We start from the raw sequence: 26,378 nt of genomic DNA on the forward strand, positions 1-26,378 counted from the left end.
CTCAGCCTCCGGCTGCCGCGCGGTCTGTCGCCGCCTGTCTCGGGACGATAGCAGCGTCGGGGGGCGAGGCAAGCGAAGCAGACGCGCGGGCCGTCCTTTCCAGCCGGGCGATGCCGCGATAGGCGAAGATCAGCGCCAGGATGCCGAAGGCGACGGCCCCGATAGCCGAGCCGACCAGCGCGCCCTTCGGCCCCGCATACTGCGCGCCGAGCCAGGCCAGCGGCATGGTGCCGAGCGTGGCGCGGCCCCAGCTGAACAATGTCGACAGGAACGGCATGCCGAGATTGTTGAAGGCGGCGTTGGCGACGAAGAGCAGCCCGACGAACAGCCACATCGGCCCGGCCACCAGGCAGAAGAACATCACCAGCTCCGCGGTCAGCCCGGTCGCGCCGAAGGCGGCGACGATTCCGCCGCGCAGCAGCGCCAGCGCCAGCCCGGCGACGACGACGCAGCCGATCGCGAACACGGCCGATGCGGTCAGGCCGCGACGCATCCGGTCGAACCGTCCCGCGCCCCAGTTCTGCGCCAGGATCGGCCCGACAGCCCCCGTCAGCGCGAAGAGGACGCCGAAGGCGACCGGCACCAGCCGGTCCATGATCGCCAGCGCCGCCACCGCCCCGTCGCCGAAACGCGCAAAGATGCTGGCGAAGACGGCGTTGGCGATCGGATTGGAGAGATTCGTCAGGATCGCAGGTCCCGCGATCATCATGGCCCGCGCCGTATCCTGCCGCAGCCCGGCGAGGCTCGGCGGCGCGATCATGTCATGGACCCTGACGGCCCCATGGAGGCCGGTGGCGACGATGATGACGCGCGCCACGACGATCGCCCAGGCCGCCCCGTCGGGCCCGAGCCCGGCCCAGAAGATCAAGAGCGGGTCGAGCCCGGCCGTGACGATGCCGCCGCCCAGCGTGACGAACATGGCCCGGCGCGCATCGCCCACCGCGCGCAAAACGCCAGACAGCCCCATGCCAACGGCCATCAGGGCGTTCGAGGGCAGCACGATCCAGAGGAAGGACAGCGCGACCCGGTAGGATTCGTCATGAGCGCCGAGCAGCCGCAGCAGCCAGGGCAGGCAGGGCAGGGTGACGGCGGTCAGGGCCAGCGCGGCGAGCGCCATCAGCGTCATGGTCGATCCGGCCAGGCGCCTTGCGCCTTGCCGGTCGCCGGCGCCGAGCGCGCGCGCGGTCAGCGCGGCGACCGCGATCATCAGGCCGATATTGATCGAGATCATCAGGTAGAGCACGATCGTGGCGAAGCCGACGCCGGCCGTGGCCTCCGGGCGGCCGAGCCAGGAAACGTAGAGCAGCGACAGAAGGTCGACGACGAAGATCGCCATCAGCCCGATCGCGCCGGTCCCGGTCATCACCGCGACATGGCGCATCAGCGAGCCGCTGACGAAGACGGCGGACTTCGGGGCGGACGCTGCAGGACCGGCGGGAGCGCTCACCGTTCCGGCTCGCCGACGCCGCCGATCGCGATCTCGGCCCCGCCATCCTCGATCGCCTCCTGCGTTTCCGCCGTGAGCGCCTTCGATTTGCCCTTCGGTTGCACCAGCGGCTCCGGCGTGACGCGCGGCACCTTGTCGATGCCGGCTGCGATGCCCTCGTGGAACTGGATTTCCATGCGCTGCGCGTCGCGGTCGCGCACATGCTCGATCACCAGGCTGGCCTCGTCATAATTCAGGCCGAGGCCCTCCAGCGTGACCCGGCCGAAGCCCAGCGCCGATTCGAAGGTCTCGCGCATCTGGTAATCGACATCGGCCTTCATCAGTTCGATCGCGTGGACGCGGTCGAAGGCCCGCGCATGCAGCCGCGCCTGCGGGAACTCGGCCTTCGCCATCTCGACGATGCGCAGTGCGGCCGCCCGGTCGTCGATGCACACGCAGATGATGCGGGCCTTCTCCGCGCCGGCCGCGCGCAGCACGTCGAGCCGCGTGCCGTCGCCATAATAGATCTTGAAGCCGAATTTCGCCGCCGAGCGAATGCGCTCGACATCGGAATCGATCACGGTGACGTCGATATGCTGCAGCAGCAGCGCCTGCGTCACCACCTGCCCGAAGCGGCCGAACCCGACGACGATGACGGACGCCCCGCCTGCGTCGGAGAAGTCCTCCTCGATGGTCTCAGGCACAACGCGCGCCAAGAGCCAGGCGTCGATCAGCTTGGCGACGACCGGGCCGATCAGCATGGAAAGCGCAGCGAGTGCCGTCACGATGGCGCCCTGCTGCTCGTCGAGCAGCCCCAGCGAGACGCCCAGCGGCAGAAGCACGAAGGCGAACTCACCGGCGGGCGAGAGCAGCGCACCGGCCCGGATCGCTTCCGTCGTCGAGGAACAGGAGACGCGCAGGATCGCCGCCGCCACCGCGATCTTGAACAGCACCAGCAGCGGCGCCGCGAGCGCCAGCAGCAGCGCGTTGTCGAGCACCAGCTTCAGATCGAGCGACATGCCGACCGCCATGAAGAACAGCCCGAGCAGCACGCCGCGGAACGGCTCGATATCGGCCTCGAGCTCGTGCCGGAAATGCGATTCCGCCAGCAGCACGCCAGCGAGAAAGGCGCCCATCGCCATCGACAACCCGACATGCTCCATCAGCAGGGCCGCGCCGAGCACGACCAGAAGCGCCGCTGCCGTCATCACCTCTTTGGCGCCGCTCTTGGCCAGGATGCGGAAGAAGGGGTTCAGCACATAGCGCCCCGCGAGCACGATTCCCGCGATCGCGAGCAGAGCCAATCCAAGGCTCGCCAGCGCCTGCGCGGTGCTGCCCTTGGCCGCCCCCGTCGTCGCCAGCAGCGGCAGGATCGCCAGCGCGGGGGCGATCGAGATGTCCTGGAACAGCAGGATCGAGAAGGTGCGACGTCCATAGGCTTCGTGGCCGTCGCTGCGCTCCTCCAGCACCTGCAGCGCGATCGAGGTGGCCGACAGCGCCAGCGCCAGGCCAACGGCCACGCCGCCGCCGACCGAGAAGCCGAACCACCAGGCCACAGTGCCGATCACGAGCGCGCTCAGCGCCATCTGCGACAGGCCGGCGCCGAGAATGTCCTTGCGCATCGAATAGAGCCGCGACGGCTGCAATTCGAGGCCGACGAGGAAGAGCAGCAGGACGACGCCGATCTCGGCGATGCCGCGGATCGCGTCGGGGTCGGCGATCAGCGCCAGCACCGAGGGCCCGATGACGATGCCCGCCGCGAGATAGCCCAGCACCGCCGACTGCCCGAGCTTGCGGAACAGCGGCACGGCGACGACCGCCCCGGCGCAGAAGGTCAGGATCGGCGGCAGATAGCTGGTGTGGGAGACGTCGGCCATGGCTTGCTCGGTTGGAGGATAATCGGGGCTCGGCAAGCGCGGGGCTTCGAGCACGCAACCTAGTGTGTGGAGAGCGATCCTGCGAGGGGGCCTGCGATGCAGGCAGCGTGATGGCCCATGCGGTGGAACCGCGACCGATCCCCTTCCCCCCGCTTGCGGTGGGGAAGGGAGAACCGCCGTCCTCGCCCAACGACCCCGCGTTTCCTTGACATCGCCGGCCCGACGCCGAAAGAAGGCGCGACGTCCACCGGATCCTCTTCGTGACCAAGCCTCCGCTCGACATCCTGCTCTGTGCGCCGCGCGGCTTCTGCGCCGGTGTCGTGCGCGCGATCGACGCGGTCGAGAAGGCGCTCGCCCTGCATGGCGCGCCGGTCTATGTCCGCCACGAGATCGTCCACAACAAATACGTCGTCGAATCGCTGAAGCGGAAGGGCGCGGTCTTCGTCTCCGAGCTGTCGCAGGTGCCCGATGCGACGCGCCCGGTGATCTTCTCGGCCCATGGCGTGGCGAAATCGGTGCCGGCCGAGGCCGATCAGCGCAACCTCTTCGCCATCGACGCGACCTGCCCGCTGGTCACCAAGGTCCATCGCGAGGCCGAGGTCCACCACAAGCGCGGCCGCCACATCCTGCTCGTTGGCCATGCCGGCCACCCCGAGGTGATCGGCACCATGGGGCAGTTGTCGCAAGGCGCGATCACGCTGATCGAAACGCTCGACGACGTCGCGACGCTGGAGCCCCCCTTGGGCAAGGCGCTCGCCTTCGTCACCCAGACGACGCTCTCGGTCGACGACACCCGCGAGATCGTCGAAGCCTTGCAGCAGCGCTTTCCGGAGCTGATCGCCCCGCACAAGGAAGACATCTGCTACGCCACGACCAACCGCCAGGAGGCGGTGAAGCGCGTCGCCCCGCTGGTCGATGGCCTCATCGTCGTCGGTTCGCCGAACTCGTCCAATTCGCAGCGTCTGCGCGAGGTCGCCGAGCGCGCCGGCTGCCCGGTGGCGCGGCTCGTGCTGCGCACCGACGAGATCGACTGGTCGGTCTTCGGGGCCATCCGCAGCCTCGGCATCACCGCCGGAGCGAGCGCGCCCGAAGTGCTGGTCGAGGAGATCATCGACGCTTTCGCTGAGCGTTACGAGGTCCGCGTCGAGACGGTCTCGACCGCCGACGAGAACGTCTTCTTCCCGCTGCCGCGCGAATTGCGCGATGCGCCCGCCGCAGCCGAGTGAGCGAGACGAATTTTGGCCGTCTATACCGAAGTTCCCGATGATGAGATGGCGGCGTTCGTCGCCCGCTACGGCATCGGCGATCTGCTCTCCGTCAAGGGCATCGCCGAGGGCGTCTCGAACTCCAATTTCCTGCTGCACACGACGCAGGCCTTCTTCATCCTGACGCTCTATGAGGAGCGCGTGGATGCAGCCGATCTGCCGTTCTTCATCGGGCTGATGGAGCATCTCGCGGACAGGGGCCTGATCTGCCCGCAGCCGGTCAAGACGCCCGACGGCCAGGCTGTCGGCCGGCTCGCAGGCCGCCCGGCCGCGATCGTCACCTTCCTGGACGGTCTGTCGGTGCGCCGCCCCAACGCCGCGCATTGCGGCGAGGTCGGCCGTGGGCTGGCGCTGCTGCATCAGGCGGGCGCGGATTTTCCGATGTCGCGGGTGAATTCGCTGTCGGTGCCGGACTGGCGGCCGCTCGCCGATCGGGCGGGCGCTGCCGCCGACACGGTCTCGCCGGGACTGCTCCAGCGCCTGCATGCCGAGATCGCGGTGCATGAGGCGCACTGGCCAGACGATCTGCCGGCCGGGGTCATCCATGCCGACCTCTTCCCCAACAACGTCTTCTTCCTCAAGAACAGGCTCTCGGGCCTGATCGACTTCTATTTCGCCTGCACCGACGCCTTCGCCTACGACCTCGCCATCTGCCTGAACTCCTGGTGCTTCGAGGCGGACAACTCCTTCAACCTGACCAAGGGCCAGGCGATGCTCGCGGGCTATCAGAGCGTGCGGCCGTTGACGGCAGCCGAGATCGAGGCCCTGCCGCAGCTCTGCCGCGGCTCGGCCCTGCGCTTCCTGCTGACGCGGCTGGTCGACTGGCTGAACGTGCCGCCCGGCGCGCTGGTCAAGCCGCATGATCCGCTCGAATACGACCGCAAGCTCGCCTTCCACCAGCGTGTCGCCGACGCGCGCGATTACGGGCTGAAGCCATGACTGACACCGTCGAAGTCTGGACGGACGGCGCCTGCTCGGGCAATCCCGGCCCCGGCGGCTGGGGCGTGATCCTGTCCTACAAGGGCACGGCGAAGGAACTCTCCGGCGGCGAGGCGATGACCACCAACAACCGCATGGAGCTGATGGGCGCGATTGCGGCGCTGGAGTCGCTGACGCGGCCCTGCACGGTCGCGCTCCACACCGACAGCCAGTATCTGCGCCAGGGCATCACCGCCTGGATCCATGGCTGGAAGAAGAACGGCTGGAAGACCGCCGACCGCAAGCCGGTCAAGAACGAGGAGCTCTGGAAGCGCCTCGACATTGCGCTCAAGCAGCACAAGATCGAATGGAAATGGGTCAAGGGCCATGCCGGCGACGCGATGAACGAGCGCGCCGACGAGCTGGCCCGCGCCGGCATGGCGCCGTTCAAGCCGGGGCGGTGAGGGCCGCCGGCGGCGCGCCTGTCACACGGCCAGCCGCCGCGAGTCGATCCGCAGCGTGATGATGGCGCCGTCCTCGGTCCAGTCGCGCGCGACGCTGCCGTTGAGCTGCGACTGCATGCTGCGCATCAGGAGCTTGCTGCCATAGCCGCTGGTGTCCGGCGGCGTGGTGATCCGCGGCCCGCCCTGCTCCGTCCAGACCAGCACGATCTCCTCGCCATTGACGGCGCAGGCGACGTCGAGCGTGCCGGTCGCGGCCGACAGCGCCCCGTATTTGACCGAATTGGTCGCCAGCTCGTGCAACACCATGGCCAGCGACGTCGCGCCGCTCTCCCCGACCGACATGCGCGGAACCGCAACACGAATGCGCCCGCTGAACGCGGCTTCGTCGTCATAGGGCGCCAGCAGGATGGTCAGGAGGTCGCCGAGCAGAGCGCCGTTTTCCTTGCGTCCGCTCACCGGCCGCACCAGATCATGTGCCCGCCCGAGCGCCGAGAGCCGGCTGATCAGCTCGCCGGCCATATGCTCGGTCGAGGTGGCGGAGCGGGAGCTGATCGAGGTCAGGGCGGTCGCCATGCTCAGCAGGTTCTTGACCCGGTGGCTCATCTCGCCGGCAAGCAGCTCATTGGCCTCCTCGGCCTGCTTGCGGCCGGTGACGTCGAGGAAGACGCCGTACATGACCCGCCCCTGGATGTCGGCGTCGTCGCCCTGGCCGCGCGCGGAGATCCACTTGACGACGTCGCCGATGAGGATGCGGAAGTCGATCTCATAGGGGCCGACGATGGCGCGCGTCGCGGCGAAGGCCTCGCGCACGCGGTCGCGATCGGCGGGATGGATCTTGGCCGACAGTTCCTCGAACACCACGGTCGGCGCGGGCGGCAGATCCCACATCAGAAAGCCGTGGCCATCCATCGTGAACGCGTCGCTGTCGACGTTCCACGACCACAGCGCGATGCCGGCGGCGTCGATCGCCAGCCTGAGATGGCGCGGGGTCCACGGTGTGGACACGGCTGCAGCCGGATTTTTGTCGAGCGATTTCAATGAAAACGGCACCGTGATCCAGTAATATTTCAGTATATTAGCACCGTGTCGACGAAAAGCGTGAACTATATCGCCGCGAGGCGGTTAGGCTTTCCTAACGAAAGTTTTCAGGAATGCCCCAGATTGTCGTGCTGATCGTCGATGACGAGCCTCTCATCCGGATGGATCTGGCCGATATGGTCAGGGATGCCGGCTATGTCGCGCTGGAAGCCGCCCATGCGGACGAGGCGATCAGGCTGCTCGAATCGCAGCCGACCATCCGCATTCTGGTGACCGACATCGAAATGCCCGGCTCGATGGACGGGTTGAAGCTCGCAGCCGCCGTGCGCGAGCGCTGGCCGCCGGTGGCGATCATCGTCACCTCCGGCCGCATCCTGCCGGCCAACACCGCATTGCCGGCGGCCACGACCTTCCTCGCCAAGCCCTATGACGGCGCCGCGATGGAGGCCGCCTTGCGCAAGGCGGCCGAGGCGGTCCCGCGCGCCGACAGCGAGGCCTGACGGGCAGGGCTGACGGGCAGGGCTGACAGGCCTTGGGCCCGTCGCCCGAGGCGTCAGATATAAGCGACGCCCTCGGTCGCGACGACCTTCCCTTCGGAGGGCCTGCCCATGCCGTGGCGCAGGGTGACGACGGTGCCCGGCTGGGCATCTATGATGATGATCGTGGCCTCGAGCTGCTGGGCGAGCGCCTTGACGATGCCGGACCCGAGCCCGCCCTTGGTGTCGGCCGTCTCCTCGGGCATGCCGACGCCGTCATCGGAGACGCTCAGCGCCCATTCGGCATCGGCGGCGTGATAGGTGACCCTGATCCGGCCGCCTTGCCCGCTCGGATAGGCGTGCTTGAGGGCGTTGATCACCAGTTCGGTGACGATCAGCCCTAGGCTGATCGAGACGTCGGCTTCGACTGTGCTCTCGTCGATCTCCGCCTCGAGCGTCAAGGCGCTGTGATCCTGGATCATGGACGCGCCGATGCTGCGGCAGAGATTGGTCAGGTAGGCCCGCAGGGGCACGCGCCGGAAATGCGACGTGGCGAGCTGCTGTTGCAGCGTCGCGACCGACATCACCCGGCTATGGGCATCGTGGAGATGGCCGCGGGTTTCCTCGGACTGAACCTTGCGTGCGCTCTGCATCAGGATGCTGGCGATGATCTGCAGGCTGTTGGCGACCCGATGCTGCAGCTCCTGCAGCAGGACGGCCTTGTCCCGGAGCAGGTCGTCCTTCTGCTTCTCGCTGTTGCGCGCATCGGTGACGTCCGTCACCGAGAGCAGCAGGCGCACGTCGCCGCCGGTGTAGTCGAGCTTGTGGGCATTGATGACGACGCGCCGCTGGCTCTCATCAGCGCGCTGAAGGTTCATCTCATAGGCCTGAACCTCTGCGAATCCCGCCGCGGTTGCCCGCAGCAGCGAGTCGAGCTGGGGCACGTTCCATTCGCCTGTGCCGAGATCGGCCAGGGAGCGGCCGGCGGTGCTGGCCGGACCGATTTGAAAGATGCGACAGAAAGAACGGCTCGCGACCACGATGGCGAGGTCAGCGTCGAGCATCAGGAGCGGAGCGTCCGATGTCGAAATGACGGCCAGCGCCAGCCCGAGAGCGAGCTCGGTGTGCGGCAAGGTCGATGTGTCGTTCATAGGTGGCTTTTGTGCCCGCTGTATGCTTTCGGAGCGAAAGCGGAATCAGCAGCGCTTGCTGCGGATGCGGTGCGCCCGGATGGATGCAACCTCTCCTCGTGGAGCCACCCTAGCACAACGCTTTCCGAAGCGGGGCATAATCGACAGGGGCCGATGCGAGGCTGCTGCCGCCCGTCGCGCCCGCATCGCTGGATCGAGGCCGGGCCATCACCCCAGCGGCTGGCGATAGACGATGAAGCCCGATTTGTCGGCGACCTTGTCGTAGAGCGCCTGCGCCTGCACGTTGCTCTCATGCGTCTGCCAGTAGACGCGAAAGCAGCCCTTGGCCTGCGCCATGGCGCGCACGGCCTCGATCAGCGCGCGCCCGGCGCCGGTGCCGCGTGCTTCGGGCGCGGTGAACAGGTCTTGCAGGTAGCAGATGTCGGCTTCGCGCCAGGTGGTGCGGTGGGTCACCCAATGGACGATGCCGACGAGCTGCCCGTCACGCTCGGCGACGAAGCCGCCCATCGGCTCGACCCCGCCGGTGAGGCGCGCGAAGGTCACATCGTCGGTCCCGGCCGGCAGCGCGGCTTTGTAGAAGGTGAGATAGCCCTGCCAGAGCGGGTTCCAGCCGGCGCGGTCGGTGGCGACAAGCGGGCGAATGGTGAGGGCGGTCATGGCTTGGCTCCGGCGAAGAGCGCAGACGCTAGGACGGCACGCGCCGTCTGTCTCATGACGAAGCGAGATCGGATCGATCAGCGGCGGGAGGGGGCGGGGCGGAGTCCGGTGGCGACCCTTCTCCGACATTCGGCTTGATGTCAGGATGGCGTTATCAGCACGGAAACAGCGCATGCAGACACTTCAAATACACGACAGTCAGCCTTCTGGCTTTGCAGTGGTCGATCCTCGTAGCGTTCTCAAGCTGCTAGGCGAGCGCGCTCTTCAGGCTTTCTGGCGCGTTGCTGGGGTAGCTCGCTACGATGAAGATGTGATGATTGTCGGGGATGAGGCGGCGGATCGGCTCGAAGCTCTATCCCATTCACAGAGTTTGGTGCCCGGGACCGTGCTAGTTGAGCTAGTCAATCAGACCGGGCAGGTCATCTGGGGTGAGTTCAGGGCCTACCTGAGAGACGAAACAGAGCCTTGGATGATCGTCCGAGCCATCGACAGCTCGTGGTGCGAGATCGAAACCCAGGACGAACAGGTGCTCGAACTGGTGCGCCAATCGTTCACCGATGTGAGACCCCCCGCCTGAAGGCCCGCTATCAACCCGTTGCGGACGTGGCCGACTACGGTCGAACTCGTTCCCTTGGGGGGTGGAAAGAGCAATGCTTGATAGAGATACCGCTCAAGAGGCCCGCAATCACATCTTGGAAGCCATTCGGCACATCAATCAAAGCTGGCAGCTTCTAGAAGGCCGCATGTCCGATGCCACTTTCCAAGAAATGAAACGAGCAGCAGGCATAGTGATCGGAACGCTTGACTACGACTATCTATGCCGAATCTTTGACCTCTTTCCTGAATTGGATGATGTCGGGAGAGCGCCAGTGACAGATAGTCTCGGTCGGACGAGCCGCCCGGAAGAGCCCGGTTAATTCCGCTTTCGACCCGTTGCGGAGGTTTTATCCTCTTCTGTCAGTGGCAGCTTCTCACGCAGCAATCGCATCATTAATCTCATCGTCGATCCAGGGGGCGCCGCCTCGCCCGCACCACCTGCGCAACCCATTCAGTAGCGTCGGGCTGGCAATCGCATGTGCGGCCTGAAACGTGCCATAGCCGACTTCGTGACGTTCAAGCTCGCTCTCGACGAGGGGAAGAGCCAGAATCGGATCACGCTCCGCTAAGCCAAGGAGTGCTTCCGCTCGAACACACGCGTCCTCGTCCCGCGTTGCCGCAAGAAGAGCCTCTCGAACTTCGGCGGTGTCGATGTCCTGCCCAGCCAGCAAGAGCGTGGCCCAATCGCGGTTCGACGTATCGCTATCGCTCATATGGGCAATGAGCAGTTGCAGGTTTTGTTGCGCGAATTCGCTGCCCGAAAGCGGAATTTCGCCTCTGACGACCTTGCAAAGGAACTCTGAGGAGGGCTCGTAAAACTCTTCCATCAGCCTGGATCATCAAGTGAAAATGCTTAAGGACCGCTCCCGACCCGTTGCCGACAGCGGATAGCATAGGGCGAAACGACCCATCCAGCCTCAGCAAAAAGCCCGCGTCACCCTTGCGGACGACGCGGGCTCGATCGCGAACGTTTGCGCTCAGAGCTTTTCGAGCAGCGCCGTGGCGCCGGAGATCTCGGCCTTGCCCGGGCCTTCCTCGATGTTGAGCGAGGACACCACGCCGTCCTCTACGATCATCGAATAACGCTGCGAGCGGGTGCCGAGGCCAAAGCCCGAACCGTCGAGCGAGAGGCCGATCTCCTTGGCGAAATCGGCGTTGCCGTCCGACAGGAACTCGATCACGCCGGCGGCGCCGGTGGCCTTCGCCCAGGCATCCATGACGAAGACGTCGTTGGTGCTCGTCACCATGATCGCGTCGACGCCCTTGGCCTTGATCTCGGCGGCCTTCTCCAGATAGCCGGGGAGGTGGTTCTTGTGGCAGGTCGGCGTGAAGGCGCCGGGGACGGCGAAGAGCACGATCTTCTTGCCCTTGAACAGATCGTCCGTGGTCTTGGCGGCCGGGCCGTCGGCCGTCATCAGCCGGAACGTCGCCTGGGGAAGCTTGTCACCCACCTTGATGGTCATCGCGCCTGTTCTCCGTGAAGCCTGCGGCAGGGCGCCGCGAGCCTCACGAATTAGGGCTTGGCGGCGGGGATGTCGAGGTCGAGCCGCGTCTCGATCGCGCCGGGCTTGCCGCGCACGGTGATGATGAAGGGCACCGGGCCGGCGCTTCCCTTGGGCCGCTCTGCGATCCGCAGCAGCGCGACGGTCGTCCCGTCGGCCTGGCGGCTCAGCGTCGGCTTGCCGAAGGACCACATCCCGGCACCCTCGATGAAGACATCCTGGACCATGGACTCCGCAGGTCCCTGCAGCACGAGGCGAAGGCCGGGATCGATCGCGCCTTCGTCGAGCTTGGCTTCGAGGATGGAGATCTTCTCCTTGTGCGGCCCGAGCGTCACAGGCTTGGGCACGCGCGCCTCGAAGCTCTCCAGACGCGGCGACGACACCGAGGTCACGCCCGGCTCCAGCCAGAGCCTGGCCTCGCCCCTCACGGGTATGCAGATCTTCTCGCAGACGGCGTAGTCGAGCTTCAGCACCAGCATGACCGGCTTGGCGGGGTCCACCGGCTGCACCGAAACCGGGATCACCACCTCGCCGACATAGCCGATCGAATAGCCATTCGCGTCCTGGAAGCGCTCGGGCGCTGGCCAGCGCACGTCGAGCCCGCCGACATTGGTGGAACCGGTCCAGTCGAAGACCGGCGGCAGGCCGAAGTCGCCGGGGCTGCGCCAGTATGTCTTGTAGCCGGGCGTCATCACGATCTCGACGCCGACGCGCTGTTTGCCGGACGCGGCGGTGGCGCCCGCGATCAGGCGCAAGGACGCATGATCGCCCTTCGACCAGGGCGACATCGCAGCCTCTTGCGCATGCGCGGGTGCGCTCAGCACGGCGACAAGGAGCGCAAGGAGGGGGAGCAAGCGTTTCACAGTCGAAATTTAGGCTTTGCAGTTGGAAATTGCGACCAAAACCAGCGCTCTACCGCCGAACAATCGCGTGATGAAGCGTGATCGCATCATGGTGGCGCGACTTTGGGGCGCAAAGACGGTGCCCGTGTTTTCCAGAGCCGCCCCCAGTTCCCAGGGCGGGTCAAAGTGATCTAGCATGGCAGCATGAAGATCGGCTCACATCAACGCGTCAGCGGCCGCAGCTATCTCGACGGGCAGTGCCTGATCGCGATGCCCGGCATGGCCGATACGCGCTTCAGCCGCAGCGTCGTCTATGTCTGCGCCCATTCCGAGGATGGCGCGATGGGCATCATCGTCAACAAGCCGGCGGCCGATACGCGGTTTCCCGATCTCCTGGTCCAGCTCGACGTGATCCCGCCCGAAGAGCTGATTCGGCTCCCGAGCCAGGCCGAGCGCCTGCAGGTGCTGCGCGGCGGCCCGGTCGAGACCAAGCGCGGCTTCGTGCTGCACACCGCCGATTTCTTCCTGGAATCGGCGACGCTGCCGATCGATGACGGCATCTGCCTGACCGCGACACTCGACATCCTCAGGGCCATCGCCATCGGCAGCGGGCCGGAGAACGCGGTGCTGGCGCTGGGCTATGCCGGCTGGGGCGCAGGCCAGCTCGAATCCGAGATCCAGGCCAATGGCTGGCTGCATTGCGCCGCCGATCCGGCCCTGCTCTTCGACGACGGCATCGACACGAAGTACAACCGCGCGCTGGGCAAGATCGGCATCGACCCTGCCTTTCTGTCGAGCGAGGCCGGGCACGCTTGAGGCGGCCCGCCGACCTCAATCACCATCGGCTTTTGCTGCAGGCGCCGCATGGATGCAGTCGCCGAAGCGCTGGTAATTCCCGGCATGGGCGGCTTTCGAAGCCTCCATCCACTGCTCGCGGACGATGCACGTCAGGTCGATCGGGTGACCCGCCTGTCGCGCCAGCGCTTCGAGATAGAGCGCCTGCGTCCTGCCGTTTCCTTCCCGGAACGGATGGACGTAGTTAACGTCGCCGATGATCTCGCCGGCCTTGTCGGCGAAGGCGCGGGCGGACAGGCCTTTGAGAAATTTGGCTGCAACGATGCGCCTGTGAACATCGGCCATGCCGGTCGTGATGTACTGGCGGAACTGGAACTGGTTGCCGCCCTTGGCGATCTCGACGGTGCGAAGTTCGCCGGCACAGTCGTAGACGTCCTGGAACAGGTGGCGGTGAATCGCGCGGAGGTGAGCGAGGTCGAATTGTCCCGAGGGGATGCCTTGCTTGATGCGGAACGACACCAACTCGCGCTCGTGAAGGTCGAGCTCAGCCTCGTCGCGAAGGTCGAGTCTGTTCCTCAGCACGATAAAGTCGGGAGGATAGCAGTAGACCTCGTCGCTCATTCGGCGGCTTGAGCACCTCGGGTCGCAGCGGCTCGCGCACGCAGATGCGCCAGGATGCGATCGTCCGACCAGCCCTCTCGCTCAAACATCTCGAACATCTCAATCTGCTCCTGATCGAGAGGATTACCTTCGATTTCGTGCAGATGAGCAGCGACGCGCAGCCGATCACCGGAAGCTGCATTCTTGTCAATTGTCGGGTTGCCAAGGCTGCGCATAGCGCCAGCTTACACTATTCCGTCGCCATTTTCTACTTCGCGTTCAGTTTCAGGCGCTCGCTCAAGCCGCCTCGCTGGCACTCGCCGCCGCCGCGCCCATCAGCCGCCGCGCTTCGGCCGCGCTCATCGGCTGGCCGAAGATGTAGCCCTGCGCGTACTGGCAGCCGAGCTGGTAGAGCTCGATCGCGTCAGACTCGCTTTCTGCCCCCTCGGCGACCACGTCCATGCGCAGATCGGCGGCGAGCTGGACGATCGAGCGCAGGATCACCGGCGGCTTGCCGTTGCCCATCTGGCGCACGAAGCTCTGGTCGACCTTGATCGTGTCGAAGGGGAAGCGCTGCAGATAGGACAGCGAGGAATAGCCGGTGCCGAAATCGTCGAGTGACAGGCCGGCGCCGAGATCGCGGATGCGCGACAGCATCTGCGCCGCGTATTCCGGGTTCTCCATCACCAGGCTTTCGGTGATCTCGAGCTTCAGCGTGCCCGGCAGGATGCGCCGACGCGCCAGCACGGTCTTTACGTCATGCAGCAGATCGTGGCGCAGCAATTGCCGGCTGGAGACGTTGACGCTGGCGAAGATCGGCGGGTCGACATCGAGCGCCGCCTGCCAGGCCTCGAGCTCGCGCGCGGTGCGGTCCATCACATAGACGCCGAGATCGACGATCAGCCCGGTTTCCTCGGCGATGGCGAGGAAGTCCTGCGGCATCAGCCGGCCCTCGCGCGGATGGTCCCAGCGCACCAGAGCCTCGAAGCCTGCGATGGTGCGGTCCTCCAGCCGGACGATCGGCTGGTACATCACCTGGATCTCGCCGCGTTCGATGGCGCGCCGCAGGTCGCTTTCGAGCGCGAGGCGGTCGTTGCGGTCGGTCCGCATCGCCGGCACGAAGACCTCGATCTTGTTGCCACCCTGACGCTTGGCATGGGCCATGGCGAGCTCGGCGTTCTTCAAGGCGTCGTCCTTGCGCGCCGCCGGCGCCGGGTCGAACAGCGCCAGACCCACCGAAGGCGTCAGCAGGATCTCGCGCTCGGCGAAGGTGATCGGCGTCGAGACGGCGCGGCGCACCAGCTCGGCCAGCGCCAGAATGCGCTCTGGATCGCGCTCGGAGACCAGGATCATCGCGAAGGTGTCGCCGCCGATGCGGGCGAGTGTATCCTGCGCTCGCAGCAGCCGGCCAAGCCGTCGCGCCAGCGTCAGCAGGATCGAATCGCCGGCCGAGAAGCCGACGGATTCATTGACCTGCTTGAACCGGTCGATGTCGATCACCAGCACCGTCGGGCGGATGTTGTCGTCGGCGCGGGTGAAGCCGAAGACGGCCGAGAGCCGGTCCTGGAAGAGCTTGCGGTTGGGCAGGCCGGTCAGGTTGTCATGGACCGCGTCGTGCAGCATGCGCTCCTGCGCGGTGCGCTGCTCGGTGACGTCGGCGAGCGTGCCGATGACGCGGATGACCTCGCCGTCCGAGCCGATGACGGGCCGCGCCTTGAGGTTGAACCAGTGATAGGCGCCATTGGCCGAGCGCAGGCGCAGGTCGAGGTTGAGCTTGCCGCGCCGCTGCTCCAGCACCGCGTCGAGGGAGACGCGATAGCGGTCGCGATCGGCGACATGCATGTGCTCGAACCAGCGCGCGGCCGAGCCTTCGAGCGCGCCGCGCCCCAGGCCCAGCAGCGTCTCGATCTGCGGCGAGACGAAGATCTTGTCGGCGCTGACATCCCAGTCGAAGACGAGGTCGCCCGAGCCCGACAGGGCGAGCGCCCGCCGCTCGGTGTCGGAGACGAGGCCTTGCGACAGGCCGCTGCCGGCAAACGCGTGCTGGATCACGGTGAAACCGATCAAAAGCACGATCAGCACGAGCCCGCCCAACAGGGCAGGCGCGACCAGATCGCGCTGGAACTGCCCGGTGACGGTGAAGCCCGCCGCCGTCACCCAGACCGCCAGCAGGAACCAGGTCGGAATCAGCATCACCGCGCGCTCATAGCCATGCGTCGCCAGATGCAGGATCAGGACGAAGCCGACGGCCGCCACCGCCGCGATCGAGATGCGCGCGATGCCCGACGCCATCGGCGCGTCGACGACGGCAAGGCCCACCAGCGCGGCCAGCCCCAGCATCCAGACGATGGTGACGTGGCTGTAGCGCACATGCCAGCGCGCCAGGTTGAGATAGGCGAAGAGGAACACGAGCAGCGTCGCCGCCAGCACCACCTCGGCACCCGCCCGGTAGATGCGCTCGATCGCCGGCGTCAGCGGGAAGATGCGCTGGAAGAAGCCGAAATCGAGCCCGGCATAGGCCAGAACCGCCCAAGCCAGCGCCGCTGCGGCCGGAAAGATCACCGCGCCCTTGACCACGAAGATGATCGTCAGGAACAGCGCCAGCAGCCCGGCGATACCGATGATGATGCCCTTGTAGAGTGTCAGCCCGTTGGTCTTCTGGCGATAGGTATCCTGCTCGTAGAGATAGAGCTGCGGCAGGTTGGGCGATTTCAGCTCGGCGACGAAGGTCACCGTCGTGCCGGGGTCGAGCGTGATCAGGAAGACGTCGGCGTCGGGGCTGACCTCGCGCTCGGGGCTGAGGCCCTGGCTCGCGGTCACGGCCTCGATCCGGCTGTCGCCGAGATCGGGCCAGATCACGCCCGAGCCGATCAGCCGATGGAACGGTGCGACCAGAAGCCTGTCGATCTGCTCGTCGGAATCGTTGGTCAGCGCGAAGACGATCCAGTCCGGCCGCGCACCGGACTCGCGGGCCCGCACCGCAATGCGGCGGACGATGCCGTCGGGCCCCGGCGCGGTCGAGATCTGGATGACGTCGCCGTCGGATTTGTTGCGCTCGACGACATTGGTCAGGTCGAGAACGGTGGCATCGACCGGGACGCGCACGGCTTCGACGGCAGCCGCCGGTTCGGCCGCCGCGAGCACGAGCCAGAGTGCGAGCCCGGCGATAGCGAGGCCGAACCGGATCAGTCGGTCGGGAAGGGTCAAGCTGCGCTCGGATTGGGGGCGGGGAATTGTCATGCGTCTTCGGGCGTCAGTCCTATCGGCGGCTCGTGGCAAGGGCAAGGCGTCCTGCGGGGGCGTGAACAAGGCGCAGCGCTTACTTCTCCCTCCCCACCGCTTGCGGGGGGAGGGAATCGGCCGCGGCCTCACGGAACAACAAAAGCGATGGCCCTGCACTCCGCCCGCAGTCACCGTGTTTCGTCCGGCAGCCTGTCGCTCGCCAGGGCGGCATAGAGCAGGTGGTCGGCCCAAGCTCCGTTGATCCGGAGATAGGACCGCGCCAGCCCCTCATGCTGGAAGCCGACCCGGTCGAGCAGCCGGCGGGACGGGGCGTTGCTGGGCAGGCAGGCGGCCTCGACGCGGTGCAGCGCCAGCTCCTGGAAGGCGAAGCGCAGCGCGCCGCGGACAGCCTCGCTCATATGGCCCTTGCCGGCATGGCGCTGGCCCATCCAGTAGCCCAGCGTGCAGGCCTGCGCGACGCCGCGCCTGATCAGCCCGAGCGTCAGTCCGCCGAGCAGCATCTCCGAGCGGGCGTCGAGAAGGAAGAGCGAATAGGCCTCGTCGGCGGCGATCTCGCGGGCGGCCCGCTTCACCCGCAGCCGGAACGAGGTCCGGGTCAGGTCGTCCTCGTTCCAGGTCGGCTCCCAGGGCGTCAGGAACGCGCGGCTTTCCATGCGCAGCACGGCCCAGGCGGCGTAGTCGGTGGCCTGAGGCGCCCGCAGGATCAGGTTCTGTGTCCGGATCAGCGGGCGCGTGGGCGGCTCTGTCGTGAAGCGGAACAGCGCCATTGTCCTAATCCGCCGCCCGCGCTGCCTGCTTCAGCCTCGTGGCTGTCGGCAGACCCTTCAGTGGACCGACGGCCGCGATCGTCGGCTGGTGGCCGAGCAGCGAGCGTCCTGCGGCCCGCACATCCTCGAGCGTCACCGCATCGAGCCGCGCCGCGAGCTCCTCGCGCGGGATCGCCCGGCCGAAGAGCAGAACCTGTCGGGCCATCTGTTCGAGCTTGCCGCCGGGGCTTTCCAGCGAGGCGAGCAGCCCGACCTTCATCTGCGCCCGGGCGCGCGCCACCTCGGCCTCGCTGGTGTCCTCCGCCGCCTGGCGCAGGCAGGAAAGCGCGACCTCGATCAGCTCGCCGACATCCTCGGGCGCCGTGCCGGCTCCGATGCCGAAGACGCCGCAATCCGAGAAGGGCCAGTGGAAGGCGTCGATCGCATAGGCCAGGCCGCGCTGCTCGCGCACCTCCTGGAACAGCCGCGACGACAGGCCGCCGCCGAGCACCGCCGAAAAGATCTGCAGCGGATAATGCGCGCCGTCCTTGAACGCCTGGCCGGGAAAGCCCAGCACGAGATGGACCTGCTCCTCGTCGCTGGTGACCCGCGCCTCGCCGCCGAGATAGCGGCCGCTCTCACGCTCCGGCGGCGTCGCGGGGCTCGCAGGCAGGGCGGCGAGATGGGTCTCCGCGAGCTTGACCAGCTCGGCATGATCGACGGCGCCAGACGCCGCCAGCACCATGTTGCCGGCATGGTAGTGCCGCGCCAGATAGGCGCGGATCGCCTCGGGCGTGAAGCTCTTCACCGTCTTGGCCGTGCCCAGGATCGGCCGGCCGAGAGGCTGGTCGGGGAAGGCCGCCTGCAGGAAGCGGTCATAGACGAGATCGTCGGGCGTATCCTGGACGGCGCCGATCTCCTGAAGGATCACGCCCTTCTCGCGCTTCAGCTCCTCTGGGGTCAGCGAGGAGGCGGTCAGGATGTCGGCGAGGATGTCGACCGCCAGCGGCAGGTCGGCACCCAGCACGCGCGCCGTGTAGCAGGTGTATTCGACCGAGGTCGCGGCGTTGAGATCGCCGCCGACGCTCTCGATCGCCTCGGCGATCTCCAGCGCATTGCGCCGTGCCGTGCCCTTGAAGGCCATGTGCTCGAGCAGATGGGCGAGGCCGTGCTCATGGGGCAGTTCGTCGCGCGAGCCCGCGCCGATCCAGATGCCGAGCGACACCGTCGCTGCATGCGCCATGCGCTGCGAGACGACGCGCAGGCCAGACGGCAGCGTCGTCAGCCCGACATCGGGATCATGCGCGCCGCGCAGGCCGCTGGCTGCGACCTCGGCGATCTCGGCCGGGCCGGCCGCGCTCATCTCCGCGCTGGTTTCCGCATTCGTCCCCGCGCTCATGCCGCTGCTCCCCGCACGGCGCGGGCCTTGGCGCGGACGAAGGCCTCGATCGCCCCCTGGTCGTTGGGCAGCAGCGTGAAGCGCTCCTCGCGCTCCATCAGATCGGCGAGATGGGCGGGAAGCGCTGGCGTCACGCCGCTTGCAGCCTTCACCGCAGCCGGGAACTTGGCGGGATGGGCGGTGCCGAGCACGATCATCGGCGTCGCCGGGTCCCTGGCGAGACCGCCGCGCGCTGCCGCGACGCCCACCGCCGTATGCGGATCGAGCAGATAGCCGGCCTCGCGCCAGGTCTGGCCGATCTCGGCCGAGGTCGCGGCCTCGTCGATGCCGACCGCGTCGAACTCAGCGCGGATGGCCGCCAGCGGGCCGGGAGCGATCTCGAATCGGCCCGATTGCTGCAGCGACTGCATCAGCCGGCGCACGGCCGCGCCGTCGCGACCATGCACCTCGAACAGCAGGCGCTCGAAATTCGAGGAGATCTGGATGTCCATCGAGGGCGAGGTCGTGGCATGCACGCCCTTCATCTCATAGGCGCCGCTTTCCAGCGTGCGCGCCAGGATGTCGTTGCTGTTGGTGCCGATCAAAAGGCGCTCGACGGCTAACCCCATGCGCTTGGCCACGAACCCGGCGAGCACATCGCCGAAATTCCCGGTCGGCACGGCAAACGACACCTTGCGGCCGGGCGCGCCGAGCGAGACGGCGGCGGTGAAGTAATACACCACCTGCGCCGCGATGCGGGCCCAGTTGATCGAGTTCACGCCTGACAGCCCGATCTCGTCGCGGAAGGCGTGGTGGTTGAACAGCGCCTTCACCAGGTTCTGGCAGTCGTCGAAGGTGCCATCGACCGCAATCGCATGGACATTGTCGGCCTCGACGGTCGTCATCTGCCGGCGCTGCACGTCCGAGACGCGGCCCTGCGGGTACAGGATGAAAACGTCCACCCGCTCCAGCCCCTTGAAGGCGTCGATCGCCGCGCCGCCGGTATCGCCCGAGGTCGCGCCGACGATGGTGGCACGCTGGCCGCGCTGCTTGAGGACATGGTCCATCAGCCGCCCGAGCAGCTGCATCGCCACATCCTTGAAGGCGAGCGTCGGGCCGTGGAACAACTCCAGCACGAACAGGTTGTCGCCGATCTGGTTCAGCGGGCACACGGCCGGATGCCGGAAGGTGGCATAGGCCTCGGCGATCATCGCCGACAGCGCCGCATCCTCGATGTCGCCGTCAGCCAGCGCACCGATCACACGCTCCGCCACCTGCGCATAGCTCTGGCCGGAAAAGCCGGCGATCTCGTCCGCCGTCAGCGTCGGAAACGTCTTGGGCACATAAAGCCCGCCATCGCGGGCAAGCCCGGCGAGCAGCGCATCGGAGAAGGAGAGGGCGGGAGCCTCCCCGCGGGTGGACACATGCAGCACGGCGTCTTGTCTCGGTGATCTGGCGTGATGAGGGCGTGGGGACAGCTATAGGCCCGTGGGTCGCGGAGGGCAAAGGGCGAGCGGTATGGAAGGCGGTCAGAGACAGGTCACCCCGTCATGCTCGCCCTTGTGGCGAGCATCCACGTCTTGATCATAGGGCGCGACGCAAGAAGACGTGGATGGTCGGGACAAGCCCGACCATGACGGCGAGGAGGCTATGAGTCGCCTTGCTCGTTCGTCCGCCGCCCCTGCCAGGCAAACGCCGCAAACACCCCGATCAGCGTCAGGGCCAGCCCGAACCAGGTCAGCGCATAGGAGAGATGGTTGTCGGGAATGCGCGCGATCAGCTCCTTCGAATCGACGCCGGCCGGGGGCGTCAGCCCGTCGCCCTGGCGCTCGGCCTCGAGATAGAATGGCGCAGCCGGCCCTAAGCCCAGCGAGGCAGCGATGGCTGCCGGGTCGCGCGTATAGAACTCGCGGTTGGCCGGCAAATCGGCCGGCGTGAACGAGCCGCGCGGCTCGGGCGCCCGCAGGAAGCCGGTGACGGTCGCAGCGCCCGAGGCCGGCTTGATCTCGCCGAGCCGGCTCTCCGGCACGAAGCCGCGATTGACCAGGACCACGCCACCATCCGCCAGCCTGAAGCCCTGGAAGACCCAGCGGCCGAAGCCTGAGAGCTGGCGCGTGCCGGGGCCGCCGGCGGCGATCGTGGTGCGCACGCCTGCGAAGGCGCCGTCGATGAAGCTGCCCTGCGCCGTGACGCGGGTCAGGTCGAGCGCCGCCAGGTCGAGCCCGGCCCAGGAGCTTGAGGGCGGCATCGGCGCGGGCGCGCCCGCCGCCTGCGCGGCGAGCCGCTCGATGAAGACGCGCTTCTCGCCCATCCGGGCGATCTGCCAGGCCCCCAATGTGCACAGGATCGCCACGCCCAGGATCGACAGCAGAGCCGGCCACAGTAGGCGCGGGCGGACTCCCGGGGAGGTCGCTTCGCTCACCTCTCGGGCTCGCTCTTGTCGAGCCGGCCGACCTCGGCCTTGTTGGCATATTGCAGCGAGACCGCCAGGCCCTTCATCGGCCGCAGCAGCGCGAGGCAGACGATCACGGCGAGCGGCAGCCAGATCATCATATGCACCCAGATCGGCGGCTCATAGGCGATCTCGACATAGAGCGCCGAGCCCAGCACGGCGAAGCCCGCGATCAGCATGATGAACACCGCCGGCCCGTCGGCCGAATCGGCGAAGGCGAAATCGAGCCCGCAGGCCGAGCAGCGCGGGCGAACCTTGAGGTACCCGTCGAACAGCTTGCCTTCGCCGCAGCGTGGGCAGCGGCCGGCAAGCCCGGTCGAATAGGGTGAGGGCAGGCTGTGCGTGTGGTCGTCGGCCATGGCGGCCTCCTGAAATGCGAAAGGCGGCCGAGGCCGCCTTGGGTCGTCATTGCGAGCGTAGCGAAGCAATCCAGCGCCTCGCGCCAACCTCTGGATTGCTTCGCTACGCTCGCAATGACGGTTGCGAGTGCAGCCTCAGTGCGCCGCAGCGACGCCGGAGCCCGCGCCCCAGACATAGATCGCGGCGAACAGGAACAGCCAGACCACGTCGACGAAGTGCCAGTACCAGGCGGCGAACTCGAAGCCGAGATGCTGGGCCGGCTTGAAGTGGCCGAGATAGGCCCGGTACAGGCAGATCGCCAGGAAGATGGTGCCGATCACCACATGCGCGCCGTGGAAACCGGTCGCCATGAAGAAGGTCGCGCCATAGATGTTGCCGCTGAAGGCGAAGGAGGCGTGCGAGTACTCATAGACCTGGCAGATCGTGAACAGGATGCCGAGGATCACGGTCAGCCACAGGCCCTGCTTCAGGCCCTTGCGGTCGCCATGGATCAGGGCGTGGTGGGCCCAGGTCACGGTGGTGCCCGAGGTCAGCAGGATCAGCGTGTTGAGCAGCGGCAGGTGCCAGGGATCGAAGGTCGCGATGCCGTGCGGAGGCCAGACGCCGCCGGTGAATTCCTTGCGGGTGAAGTTGATCGCCTCGCCCGAAAACAGGCTGGCATCGAAGAAGGCCCAGAACCAGGCGACGAAGAACATCACCTCCGACGCGATGAACATCAGCATGCCGTAGCGGTGATGCATCTGCACGACGCGGGTGTGGTGGCCCTCGTGCTCGGCCTCCCGCACCACGTCCATCCACCAGGCGAGGAAGGTGTAGAGCACGCCGATCAGGCCGACGAAGAAGACGAGCGGGCCGAGCTTCATGCCCCCCATCGTCATCGTTTTCATCCACATCACGGCGCCGCTGGCCATGATCGTCGCGCTGGCGGCGCCGATGAGCGGCCACGGGCTCGGATCGACGAGGTGGTAATCGTGGTTCTTGGTATGGGCCCCGGCCATCGTAATCAGTCTCCGCGTCCGACTTTGCAGCAGCCGTCTCCGGCGCCGATATCTACAGGTTCGATGTGGCTGCGTCACCCTTGGCGGGGGCAGTCCCGCCTTGGGCCAGTGGCTGCCCTGCCTTCGAGGCGAAATAGGTGTAGGACAGCGTGATCGCCTTCATGCCGTCGAGCTCGCGATTTCCCGCGATTTCCGGGTCGATATAGAACACGACCGGCGCCTCCAGGCTCTCGCCCGGCTGCAGCGTATGCTCGGTGAAGCAGAAGCACTGGATCTTGACGAAATAGGCCGCGCCCTTTTCCGGCGCGATGTTGTAGCTGGCGATGCCGGTCGAGGCCCGGCTGCTCTTGTTGGTGATCTTGTAGAACACCGTTTTGGTCTCGCCGACCCGCAGGGAGATGTCGGGGCTCTCGGGCGTGAAGGTCCAGCCCAGCCCTGGCGCGACATTGGCATCGAAGCGCACCGCCATCGTCCGGTCGAGGACCTTGCCCGCGCCGGCTGTCCCCGTCATCGGCGTGCCGCCGAAGCCGGTCGCCTTGCAGAACATGTCGTAGAGCGGAACCGCCGCGAAGGAGAGCCCGGTCATGCCCATGGCGACGCCGGCGCAGATCAGCGCCGTGCGGCCGAGATTCTTGGGGGCGGGAGTGTGCGGCGCCGCGCTCATCACAGCGGCCTGTTCAGGATGGCGGGGCCAGTCTTCACCAGCGTCACCACGAAGAAGAACACCACGAGCCCGGCCAGGACCAGCGCCAGCGCCAGATTGCGGCGCCTCCGGCGCGCCATGTCCTCGGGCGAGAAGGCGGCGGGCGCGACGGGCTGCTTGCGCGGCTCGCTCATCCCATCACCTTCGGCAGGGCCCACATCAGGCCAAGCCCGTTCTCGACCAGCAGGACGGCGAACAGCCCGAACAGATACAGGATCGAGAAGGCGAACAGCGAATAGCAGGCCTTGGTCGCGGCCTCGCCCTCGGTCACTCGCCGGACGCGGATGGCAAGCGCGATCATCGCAAGCCCGGTCGTGACCGAGACGACGAGATAGGCCAGCCCGCCGAAGCCCATCAGCGCCGGCAGCACCGCGACCGGCGCCATCACCAGCGAGTAAAGCACGATCTGGCGGCGTGTCGCGGCGGGGCCTGCGACATTGGGCATCATCGGAATGCCGGCGCGGGCGTAGTCGGCCGATTTCACCAGGGCGAGCGCCCAGAAATGCGGCGGCGTCCACAGGAAGATGATCGCGAACAGCACCAGCGAATGCAGGCCGAGATCGCCGGTGACGACGGCCTCGCCGATCATCGGGGGGAAGGCGCCGGCCGCGCCGCCGATGACGATGTTCTGCGGCGTCCAGCGCTTCAGCCACATCGAATAGACCACGGCGTAGAAGAAGATCGTGAAGGCGAGCATCGCCGCCGCCAGGATATTGGCGACAAGCCCGAGCACCAGCACCGCGCCGATCGACAGCGTCAGGCCGAAGGCCAGCGCCTCGGAGGGCAGCACGCGACCGGCCGGAATCGGTCGCTTGGCCGTGCGGGTCATCAGCACGTCGATGTCGGCGTCGTACCACATGTTCAGGCAGCCGGACGCCCCCGCGCCGACCGCGATCGCCAGCAGCGAGGCCAGCGCGATCACGGGATGGACCGAGCTCGGTGCCGTCGCCATGCCGGCCAGCGCCGTGACGATGACGAGCGACATCACCCGCGGCTTGAGCAGCGCGAAGAAATCGCGCGCCTCGCCGGTCGAGGTCAGCGCGACGCTGTCATTGCGTGTGTCGAAGGCAGCGGACATGGGCCTGGTTCGTCTCGTTCCTCAAAAGCGCGCGGACGCGCCTGTGGGCGTGTTCCGGCGGCGGCGCCGTGGGAAGCGCCGCCGCCGGAAGATCAGTGATCCGAGCCGGTGATGCGCGGCAGCGTCTCGAACTGGTGGAACGGCGGCGGCGAGGACAGGGTCCACTCCAGCGTGGTCGCGCCTTCACCCCACGGATTGTCGCCGGCCAGCACCTTCTGCGAGAAGGCGGCGTAGATGCCGTAGAAGAAGATCAGCAGGCCGGCGGCGAAGATGTAGGAGCCGATCGACGAGACGAAGTGCCAGCCCGCGAAGGCGTCGGGATAGTCGACATAGTGACGCGGCATGCCGGCGAGCCCGAGGAAGTGCTGCGGGAAGAACAGCACGTTGGCGCCGACGAAGGCGACCCAGAAGTGCAGACGGCCGATCCAGTCGGGGATCATGTAGCCGCTCATCTTCGGGAACCAGTAGTAGAACCCGGCGAAGATGCCGAACACGGCGCCGAGCGACAAGACGTAGTGGAAATGCGCCACGACGTAATAGGTGGCGTGCAGCGAGCGGTCGACGCCGGCATTGGCCAGCACCACGCCGGTGACGCCGCCGACGGTGAACAGGAAGATGAAGCCGATCGCCCAGACCATCGGCGCGGTGAAGCGGATCGAGCCGCCCCACATCGTCGCGATCCAGGAGAAGATCTTGATGCCGGTCGGCACCGCGATGACCATCGTCGCGAACACGAAGTAGCGCTGCGTGTTGAGCGAGAGGCCGGCGGTGTACATGTGGTGAGCCCACACGATGAAGCCGACGACGCCGATCGCGACCATGGCGTAGGCCATGCCGAGATAGCCGAAGATCGGCTTCTTGGAGAAGGTCGAGATGATGTGGCTGACGATGCCGAAGGCCGGCAGGATCATGATGTAGACTTCGGGGTGGCCGAAGAACCAGAACAGGTGCTGGTACAGGATCGGGTCGCCGCCGCCGGCCGGGTCATAGAAGGTCGTGCCGAAATTGCGGTCGGTCAGCAGCATGGTGATGGCACCCGCCAGAACCGGCAGGGCCAGCAGCAGCAGGAAGGCGGTCACCAGAACGCCCCAGGCGAACAGCGGCATCTTGTGCAGCGTCATGCCGGGCGCGCGCATGTTCAGGATCGTGGTGATGAAGTTGATCGCGCCCAGGATCGAGGCCGCGCCGGCCAGATGCAGCGCGAAGATGCCGAAATCGACCGACGGGCCGGGATGCCCCGAGGATGCGAACGGCGGATAGATCGTCCAGCCTGTGCCGACGCCATGCGCGCCGGGAGCGCCCTCGACGAACATCGAGATGATCAGCAGCACGAAGCCGGCGACCGTCAGCCAGAACGAGATGTTGTTCATGCGCGGGAAGGCCATGTCCGGCGCGCCGATCATCAGCGGCACGAACCAGTTGCCGAAGCCGCCGATCACGGCGGGCATGACCATGAAGAAGATCATGATCAGGCCGTGGCCGGTGACGAAGACGTTGTAGCTCTGGCCGTTGGCGAAGATCTGCAGGCCGGGCTGCTGCAGCTCGATGCGCATCATGATCGAGAGGAAGCCGCCGACGAGCCCAGCCATGATCGAGAAGATCAGGTAGAGCGTGCCGATGTCCTTGTGGTTGGTGGACATCAGCCAGCGGCGCCATCCGGTCGGATGGGCGTGCTCCTCGTCGTGATGTCCGTGGGCGTGAGCGTGCGGAGCCGCTGTTGCCATCGCCTTGGTCTCCTCGTGCGAAATCACTTCGCCACATTCAGTCAAATCAGGTTCGATGCGGACCCCGGAGGGTCCGCGACTTAAAATT

Annotated in this window: 28 protein-coding genes; 7 read left to right on the forward strand and 21 right to left on the reverse strand. The window is 66.9% G+C overall.

Annotated elements, in window-relative coordinates:
• Position 1: 1 nt before the first annotated feature.
• Together AE618_RS01880 and AE618_RS01885 are read right to left on the reverse strand one after the other, a co-directional pair.
• Entirely contained in the window at positions 2–1,381 is a 1,380-nt protein-coding gene (locus AE618_RS01880; RefSeq protein ID WP_082364924.1) for an MATE family efflux transporter, read from the reverse strand.
• A gap of 62 nt (positions 1,382–1,443) precedes the next feature.
• Entirely contained in the window at positions 1,444–3,303 is a 1,860-nt protein-coding gene (locus AE618_RS01885; protein ID WP_054207361.1) for a monovalent cation:proton antiporter-2 (CPA2) family protein, read from the reverse strand.
• Positions 3,304–3,563: 260 nt separating this feature from the next.
• Here AE618_RS01885 and ispH point away from each other — a divergent pair, with 260 nt between their 5' ends.
• Genes ispH through rnhA form a run of 3 tightly spaced genes read left to right on the forward strand, consistent with a single transcriptional unit; the run spans position 3,564 to position 5,950 of the window.
• Positions 3,564–4,529 carry a 4-hydroxy-3-methylbut-2-enyl diphosphate reductase gene (gene ispH / locus AE618_RS01890; protein WP_197280649.1) on the forward strand — a complete coding sequence of 322 codons (966 nt, stop codon included), beginning with the start codon at positions 3,564–3,566 and terminating at the stop codon, positions 4,527–4,529.
• 12 nt (positions 4,530–4,541) lie between these two features.
• On the forward strand, positions 4,542–5,507 hold the full coding sequence (locus tag AE618_RS01895; RefSeq protein WP_054207363.1) for a homoserine kinase: 966 nt from the start codon (positions 4,542–4,544) through the stop codon (positions 5,505–5,507).
• The gene (gene rnhA / locus AE618_RS01900) at positions 5,504–5,950 is read left to right on the forward strand and encodes a ribonuclease HI (protein ID WP_054207364.1); all 447 of its coding nucleotides are present in this window, start codon (positions 5,504–5,506) and stop codon (positions 5,948–5,950) included. Before AE618_RS01895 ends, rnhA begins: the two co-directional genes overlap by 4 nt.
• A gap of 21 nt (positions 5,951–5,971) precedes the next feature.
• Here the strand turns inward: rnhA and AE618_RS01905 are convergent, their stop codons facing one another.
• Positions 5,972–6,955 carry a sensor histidine kinase gene (locus AE618_RS01905; RefSeq protein ID WP_054207403.1) on the reverse strand — a complete coding sequence of 328 codons (984 nt, stop codon included), beginning with the start codon at positions 6,953–6,955 and terminating at the stop codon, positions 5,972–5,974.
• Positions 6,956–7,101: 146 nt separating this feature from the next.
• On the opposite strand from AE618_RS01905, the gene AE618_RS01910 reads away from it, so the two are divergent.
• A complete protein-coding gene (locus AE618_RS01910; RefSeq protein WP_054207365.1) occupies positions 7,102–7,488 on the forward strand; it encodes a response regulator in 387 nt (128 codons plus the stop codon).
• A gap of 53 nt (positions 7,489–7,541) precedes the next feature.
• On the opposite strand, the gene AE618_RS01915 is transcribed toward AE618_RS01910, so the two are convergent.
• Both AE618_RS01915 and AE618_RS01920 read right to left on the reverse strand, forming a co-directional pair.
• Positions 7,542–8,615 carry a sensor histidine kinase gene (locus AE618_RS01915; RefSeq protein ID WP_054207366.1) on the reverse strand — a complete coding sequence of 358 codons (1,074 nt, stop codon included), beginning with the start codon at positions 8,613–8,615 and terminating at the stop codon, positions 7,542–7,544.
• A 207-nt stretch (positions 8,616–8,822) separates the two neighbouring features.
• The gene (locus AE618_RS01920) at positions 8,823–9,272 is read right to left on the reverse strand and encodes a GNAT family N-acetyltransferase (RefSeq protein ID WP_054207367.1); all 450 of its coding nucleotides are present in this window, start codon (positions 9,270–9,272) and stop codon (positions 8,823–8,825) included.
• A gap of 172 nt (positions 9,273–9,444) precedes the next feature.
• On the opposite strand from AE618_RS01920, the gene AE618_RS01925 reads away from it, so the two are divergent.
• Positions 9,445–9,849, forward strand: a complete 405-nt coding sequence (locus tag AE618_RS01925) for a hypothetical protein (RefSeq protein WP_054207368.1) — start codon at positions 9,445–9,447, stop codon at positions 9,847–9,849.
• Between the two features lie 73 nt (positions 9,850–9,922).
• Complete coding sequence (locus AE618_RS01930) at positions 9,923–10,189, forward strand: hypothetical protein (protein ID WP_054207369.1); 267 nt, start codon at positions 9,923–9,925, stop codon at positions 10,187–10,189.
• 54 nt (positions 10,190–10,243) lie between these two features.
• Here the strand turns inward: AE618_RS01930 and AE618_RS01935 are convergent, their stop codons facing one another.
• From AE618_RS01935 to AE618_RS01945, 3 genes are all read right to left on the reverse strand, one after another.
• Entirely contained in the window at positions 10,244–10,696 is a 453-nt protein-coding gene (locus AE618_RS01935; protein ID WP_054207370.1) for a hypothetical protein, read from the reverse strand.
• A 150-nt stretch (positions 10,697–10,846) separates the two neighbouring features.
• Positions 10,847–11,332, reverse strand: a complete 486-nt coding sequence (locus AE618_RS01940; protein ID WP_054207371.1) for a peroxiredoxin — start codon at positions 11,330–11,332, stop codon at positions 10,847–10,849.
• Between the two features lie 50 nt (positions 11,333–11,382).
• Positions 11,383–12,159, reverse strand: a complete 777-nt coding sequence (locus AE618_RS01945; protein WP_156330049.1) for a protein-disulfide reductase DsbD domain-containing protein — start codon at positions 12,157–12,159, stop codon at positions 11,383–11,385.
• Between the two features lie 258 nt (positions 12,160–12,417).
• Here AE618_RS01945 and AE618_RS01950 point away from each other — a divergent pair, with 258 nt between their 5' ends.
• The gene (locus AE618_RS01950) at positions 12,418–13,029 is read left to right on the forward strand and encodes a YqgE/AlgH family protein (RefSeq protein ID WP_054207373.1); all 612 of its coding nucleotides are present in this window, start codon (positions 12,418–12,420) and stop codon (positions 13,027–13,029) included.
• A 15-nt stretch (positions 13,030–13,044) separates the two neighbouring features.
• Here AE618_RS01950 and AE618_RS01955 read toward each other — a convergent pair whose 3' ends face one another.
• From AE618_RS01955 to ctaD, 13 genes are all read right to left on the reverse strand, one after another.
• The gene (locus AE618_RS01955; RefSeq protein ID WP_054207374.1) at positions 13,045–13,629 is read right to left on the reverse strand and encodes a Fic/DOC family protein; all 585 of its coding nucleotides are present in this window, start codon (positions 13,627–13,629) and stop codon (positions 13,045–13,047) included.
• Positions 13,626–13,844 carry a hypothetical protein gene (locus tag AE618_RS01960; protein WP_054207375.1) on the reverse strand — a complete coding sequence of 73 codons (219 nt, stop codon included), beginning with the start codon at positions 13,842–13,844 and terminating at the stop codon, positions 13,626–13,628. Before AE618_RS01960 ends, AE618_RS01955 begins: the two co-directional genes overlap by 4 nt.
• A 61-nt stretch (positions 13,845–13,905) precedes the next feature.
• Positions 13,906–16,848 carry an EAL domain-containing protein gene (locus tag AE618_RS01965; protein ID WP_054207376.1) on the reverse strand — a complete coding sequence of 981 codons (2,943 nt, stop codon included), beginning with the start codon at positions 16,846–16,848 and terminating at the stop codon, positions 13,906–13,908.
• A 170-nt stretch (positions 16,849–17,018) separates the two neighbouring features.
• Positions 17,019–17,618, reverse strand: coding sequence for a GNAT family N-acetyltransferase (locus AE618_RS01970; RefSeq protein ID WP_054207377.1), 600 nt, complete (start codon positions 17,616–17,618; stop codon positions 17,019–17,021).
• Between the two features lie 4 nt (positions 17,619–17,622).
• Positions 17,623–18,996, reverse strand: a complete 1,374-nt coding sequence (locus tag AE618_RS01975) for a M16 family metallopeptidase (protein ID WP_248310715.1) — start codon at positions 18,994–18,996, stop codon at positions 17,623–17,625.
• Complete coding sequence (gene thrC, locus AE618_RS01980) at positions 18,993–20,408, reverse strand: threonine synthase (RefSeq protein WP_054207378.1); 1,416 nt, start codon at positions 20,406–20,408, stop codon at positions 18,993–18,995. The genes AE618_RS01975 and thrC overlap by 4 nt, the downstream gene beginning before the upstream one ends.
• Before the next feature lie 215 nt (positions 20,409–20,623).
• Positions 20,624–21,397: an SURF1 family protein gene (locus AE618_RS01985; RefSeq protein WP_156330050.1), complete on the reverse strand. Its 774-nt coding sequence runs from the start codon at positions 21,395–21,397 to the stop codon at positions 20,624–20,626.
• Entirely contained in the window at positions 21,394–21,786 is a 393-nt protein-coding gene (locus AE618_RS01990; protein ID WP_054207380.1) for a DUF983 domain-containing protein, read from the reverse strand. Before AE618_RS01990 ends, AE618_RS01985 begins: the two co-directional genes overlap by 4 nt.
• A 135-nt stretch (positions 21,787–21,921) precedes the next feature.
• The gene (locus AE618_RS01995; protein ID WP_054207381.1) at positions 21,922–22,785 is read right to left on the reverse strand and encodes a cytochrome c oxidase subunit 3; all 864 of its coding nucleotides are present in this window, start codon (positions 22,783–22,785) and stop codon (positions 21,922–21,924) included.
• Positions 22,786–22,837: 52 nt separating this feature from the next.
• Positions 22,838–23,449: a cytochrome c oxidase assembly protein gene (locus AE618_RS02000; RefSeq protein ID WP_054207382.1), complete on the reverse strand. Its 612-nt coding sequence runs from the start codon at positions 23,447–23,449 to the stop codon at positions 22,838–22,840.
• Entirely contained in the window at positions 23,449–23,622 is a 174-nt protein-coding gene (locus tag AE618_RS28360; protein WP_054207383.1) for a hypothetical protein, read from the reverse strand. The genes AE618_RS02000 and AE618_RS28360 overlap by 1 nt, the downstream gene beginning before the upstream one ends.
• A complete protein-coding gene (locus AE618_RS02010; protein WP_054207384.1) occupies positions 23,619–24,566 on the reverse strand; it encodes a heme o synthase in 948 nt (315 codons plus the stop codon). The genes AE618_RS28360 and AE618_RS02010 overlap by 4 nt, the downstream gene beginning before the upstream one ends.
• A gap of 92 nt (positions 24,567–24,658) precedes the next feature.
• Entirely contained in the window at positions 24,659–26,290 is a 1,632-nt protein-coding gene (gene ctaD / locus AE618_RS02015) for a cytochrome c oxidase subunit I (RefSeq protein ID WP_054207405.1), read from the reverse strand.
• Positions 26,291–26,378: the final 88 nt, after the last annotated feature.

The organism is Allobosea vaviloviae (genome assembly GCF_001298265.1).
Taxonomy (GTDB): Bacteria; Pseudomonadota; Alphaproteobacteria; order Rhizobiales; family Beijerinckiaceae; genus Allobosea; species Allobosea vaviloviae_B.

Excerpts from the sequence above, each read along its gene's own strand:
- AE618_RS01880 (WP_082364924.1), bottom strand. The coding sequence starts at position 1,381 with ATGCGCCATGTCGCGGTGATGACCGGGACCGGCGCGATCGGGCTGATG.
- AE618_RS01885 (WP_054207361.1), bottom strand. The coding sequence starts at position 3,303 with ATGGCCGACGTCTCCCACACCAGCTATCTGCCGCCGATCCTGACCTTC.
- rnhA (WP_054207364.1), top strand. The coding sequence starts at position 5,504 with ATGACTGACACCGTCGAAGTCTGGACGGACGGCGCCTGCTCGGGCAAT.
- AE618_RS01910 (WP_054207365.1), top strand. The coding sequence starts at position 7,102 with ATGCCCCAGATTGTCGTGCTGATCGTCGATGACGAGCCTCTCATCCGG.
- AE618_RS01915 (WP_054207366.1), bottom strand. The coding sequence starts at position 8,615 with ATGAACGACACATCGACCTTGCCGCACACCGAGCTCGCTCTCGGGCTG.
- AE618_RS01920 (WP_054207367.1), bottom strand. The coding sequence starts at position 9,272 with ATGACCGCCCTCACCATTCGCCCGCTTGTCGCCACCGACCGCGCCGGC.
- AE618_RS01925 (WP_054207368.1), top strand. The coding sequence starts at position 9,445 with ATGCAGACACTTCAAATACACGACAGTCAGCCTTCTGGCTTTGCAGTG.
- AE618_RS01930 (WP_054207369.1), top strand. The coding sequence starts at position 9,923 with ATGCTTGATAGAGATACCGCTCAAGAGGCCCGCAATCACATCTTGGAA.
- AE618_RS01935 (WP_054207370.1), bottom strand. The coding sequence starts at position 10,696 with ATGGAAGAGTTTTACGAGCCCTCCTCAGAGTTCCTTTGCAAGGTCGTC.
- AE618_RS01940 (WP_054207371.1), bottom strand. The coding sequence starts at position 11,332 with ATGACCATCAAGGTGGGTGACAAGCTTCCCCAGGCGACGTTCCGGCTG.
- AE618_RS01945 (WP_156330049.1), bottom strand. The coding sequence starts at position 12,159 with ATGTCGCCCTGGTCGAAGGGCGATCATGCGTCCTTGCGCCTGATCGCG.
- AE618_RS01950 (WP_054207373.1), top strand. The coding sequence starts at position 12,418 with ATGAAGATCGGCTCACATCAACGCGTCAGCGGCCGCAGCTATCTCGAC.
- AE618_RS01955 (WP_054207374.1), bottom strand. The coding sequence starts at position 13,629 with ATGAGCGACGAGGTCTACTGCTATCCTCCCGACTTTATCGTGCTGAGG.
- AE618_RS01960 (WP_054207375.1), bottom strand. The coding sequence starts at position 13,844 with ATGCGCAGCCTTGGCAACCCGACAATTGACAAGAATGCAGCTTCCGGT.
- AE618_RS01965 (WP_054207376.1), bottom strand. The coding sequence starts at position 16,848 with ATGACAATTCCCCGCCCCCAATCCGAGCGCAGCTTGACCCTTCCCGAC.
- AE618_RS01970 (WP_054207377.1), bottom strand. The coding sequence starts at position 17,618 with ATGGCGCTGTTCCGCTTCACGACAGAGCCGCCCACGCGCCCGCTGATC.
- AE618_RS01975 (WP_248310715.1), bottom strand. The coding sequence starts at position 18,996 with ATGAGCGCGGGGACGAATGCGGAAACCAGCGCGGAGATGAGCGCGGCC.
- AE618_RS01990 (WP_054207380.1), bottom strand. The coding sequence starts at position 21,786 with ATGGCCGACGACCACACGCACAGCCTGCCCTCACCCTATTCGACCGGG.
- AE618_RS01995 (WP_054207381.1), bottom strand. The coding sequence starts at position 22,785 with ATGGCCGGGGCCCATACCAAGAACCACGATTACCACCTCGTCGATCCG.
- AE618_RS02000 (WP_054207382.1), bottom strand. The coding sequence starts at position 23,449 with ATGAGCGCGGCGCCGCACACTCCCGCCCCCAAGAATCTCGGCCGCACG.
- AE618_RS28360 (WP_054207383.1), bottom strand. The coding sequence starts at position 23,622 with ATGAGCGAGCCGCGCAAGCAGCCCGTCGCGCCCGCCGCCTTCTCGCCC.
- AE618_RS02010 (WP_054207384.1), bottom strand. The coding sequence starts at position 24,566 with ATGTCCGCTGCCTTCGACACACGCAATGACAGCGTCGCGCTGACCTCG.
- ctaD (WP_054207405.1), bottom strand. The coding sequence starts at position 26,290 with ATGGCAACAGCGGCTCCGCACGCTCACGCCCACGGACATCACGACGAG.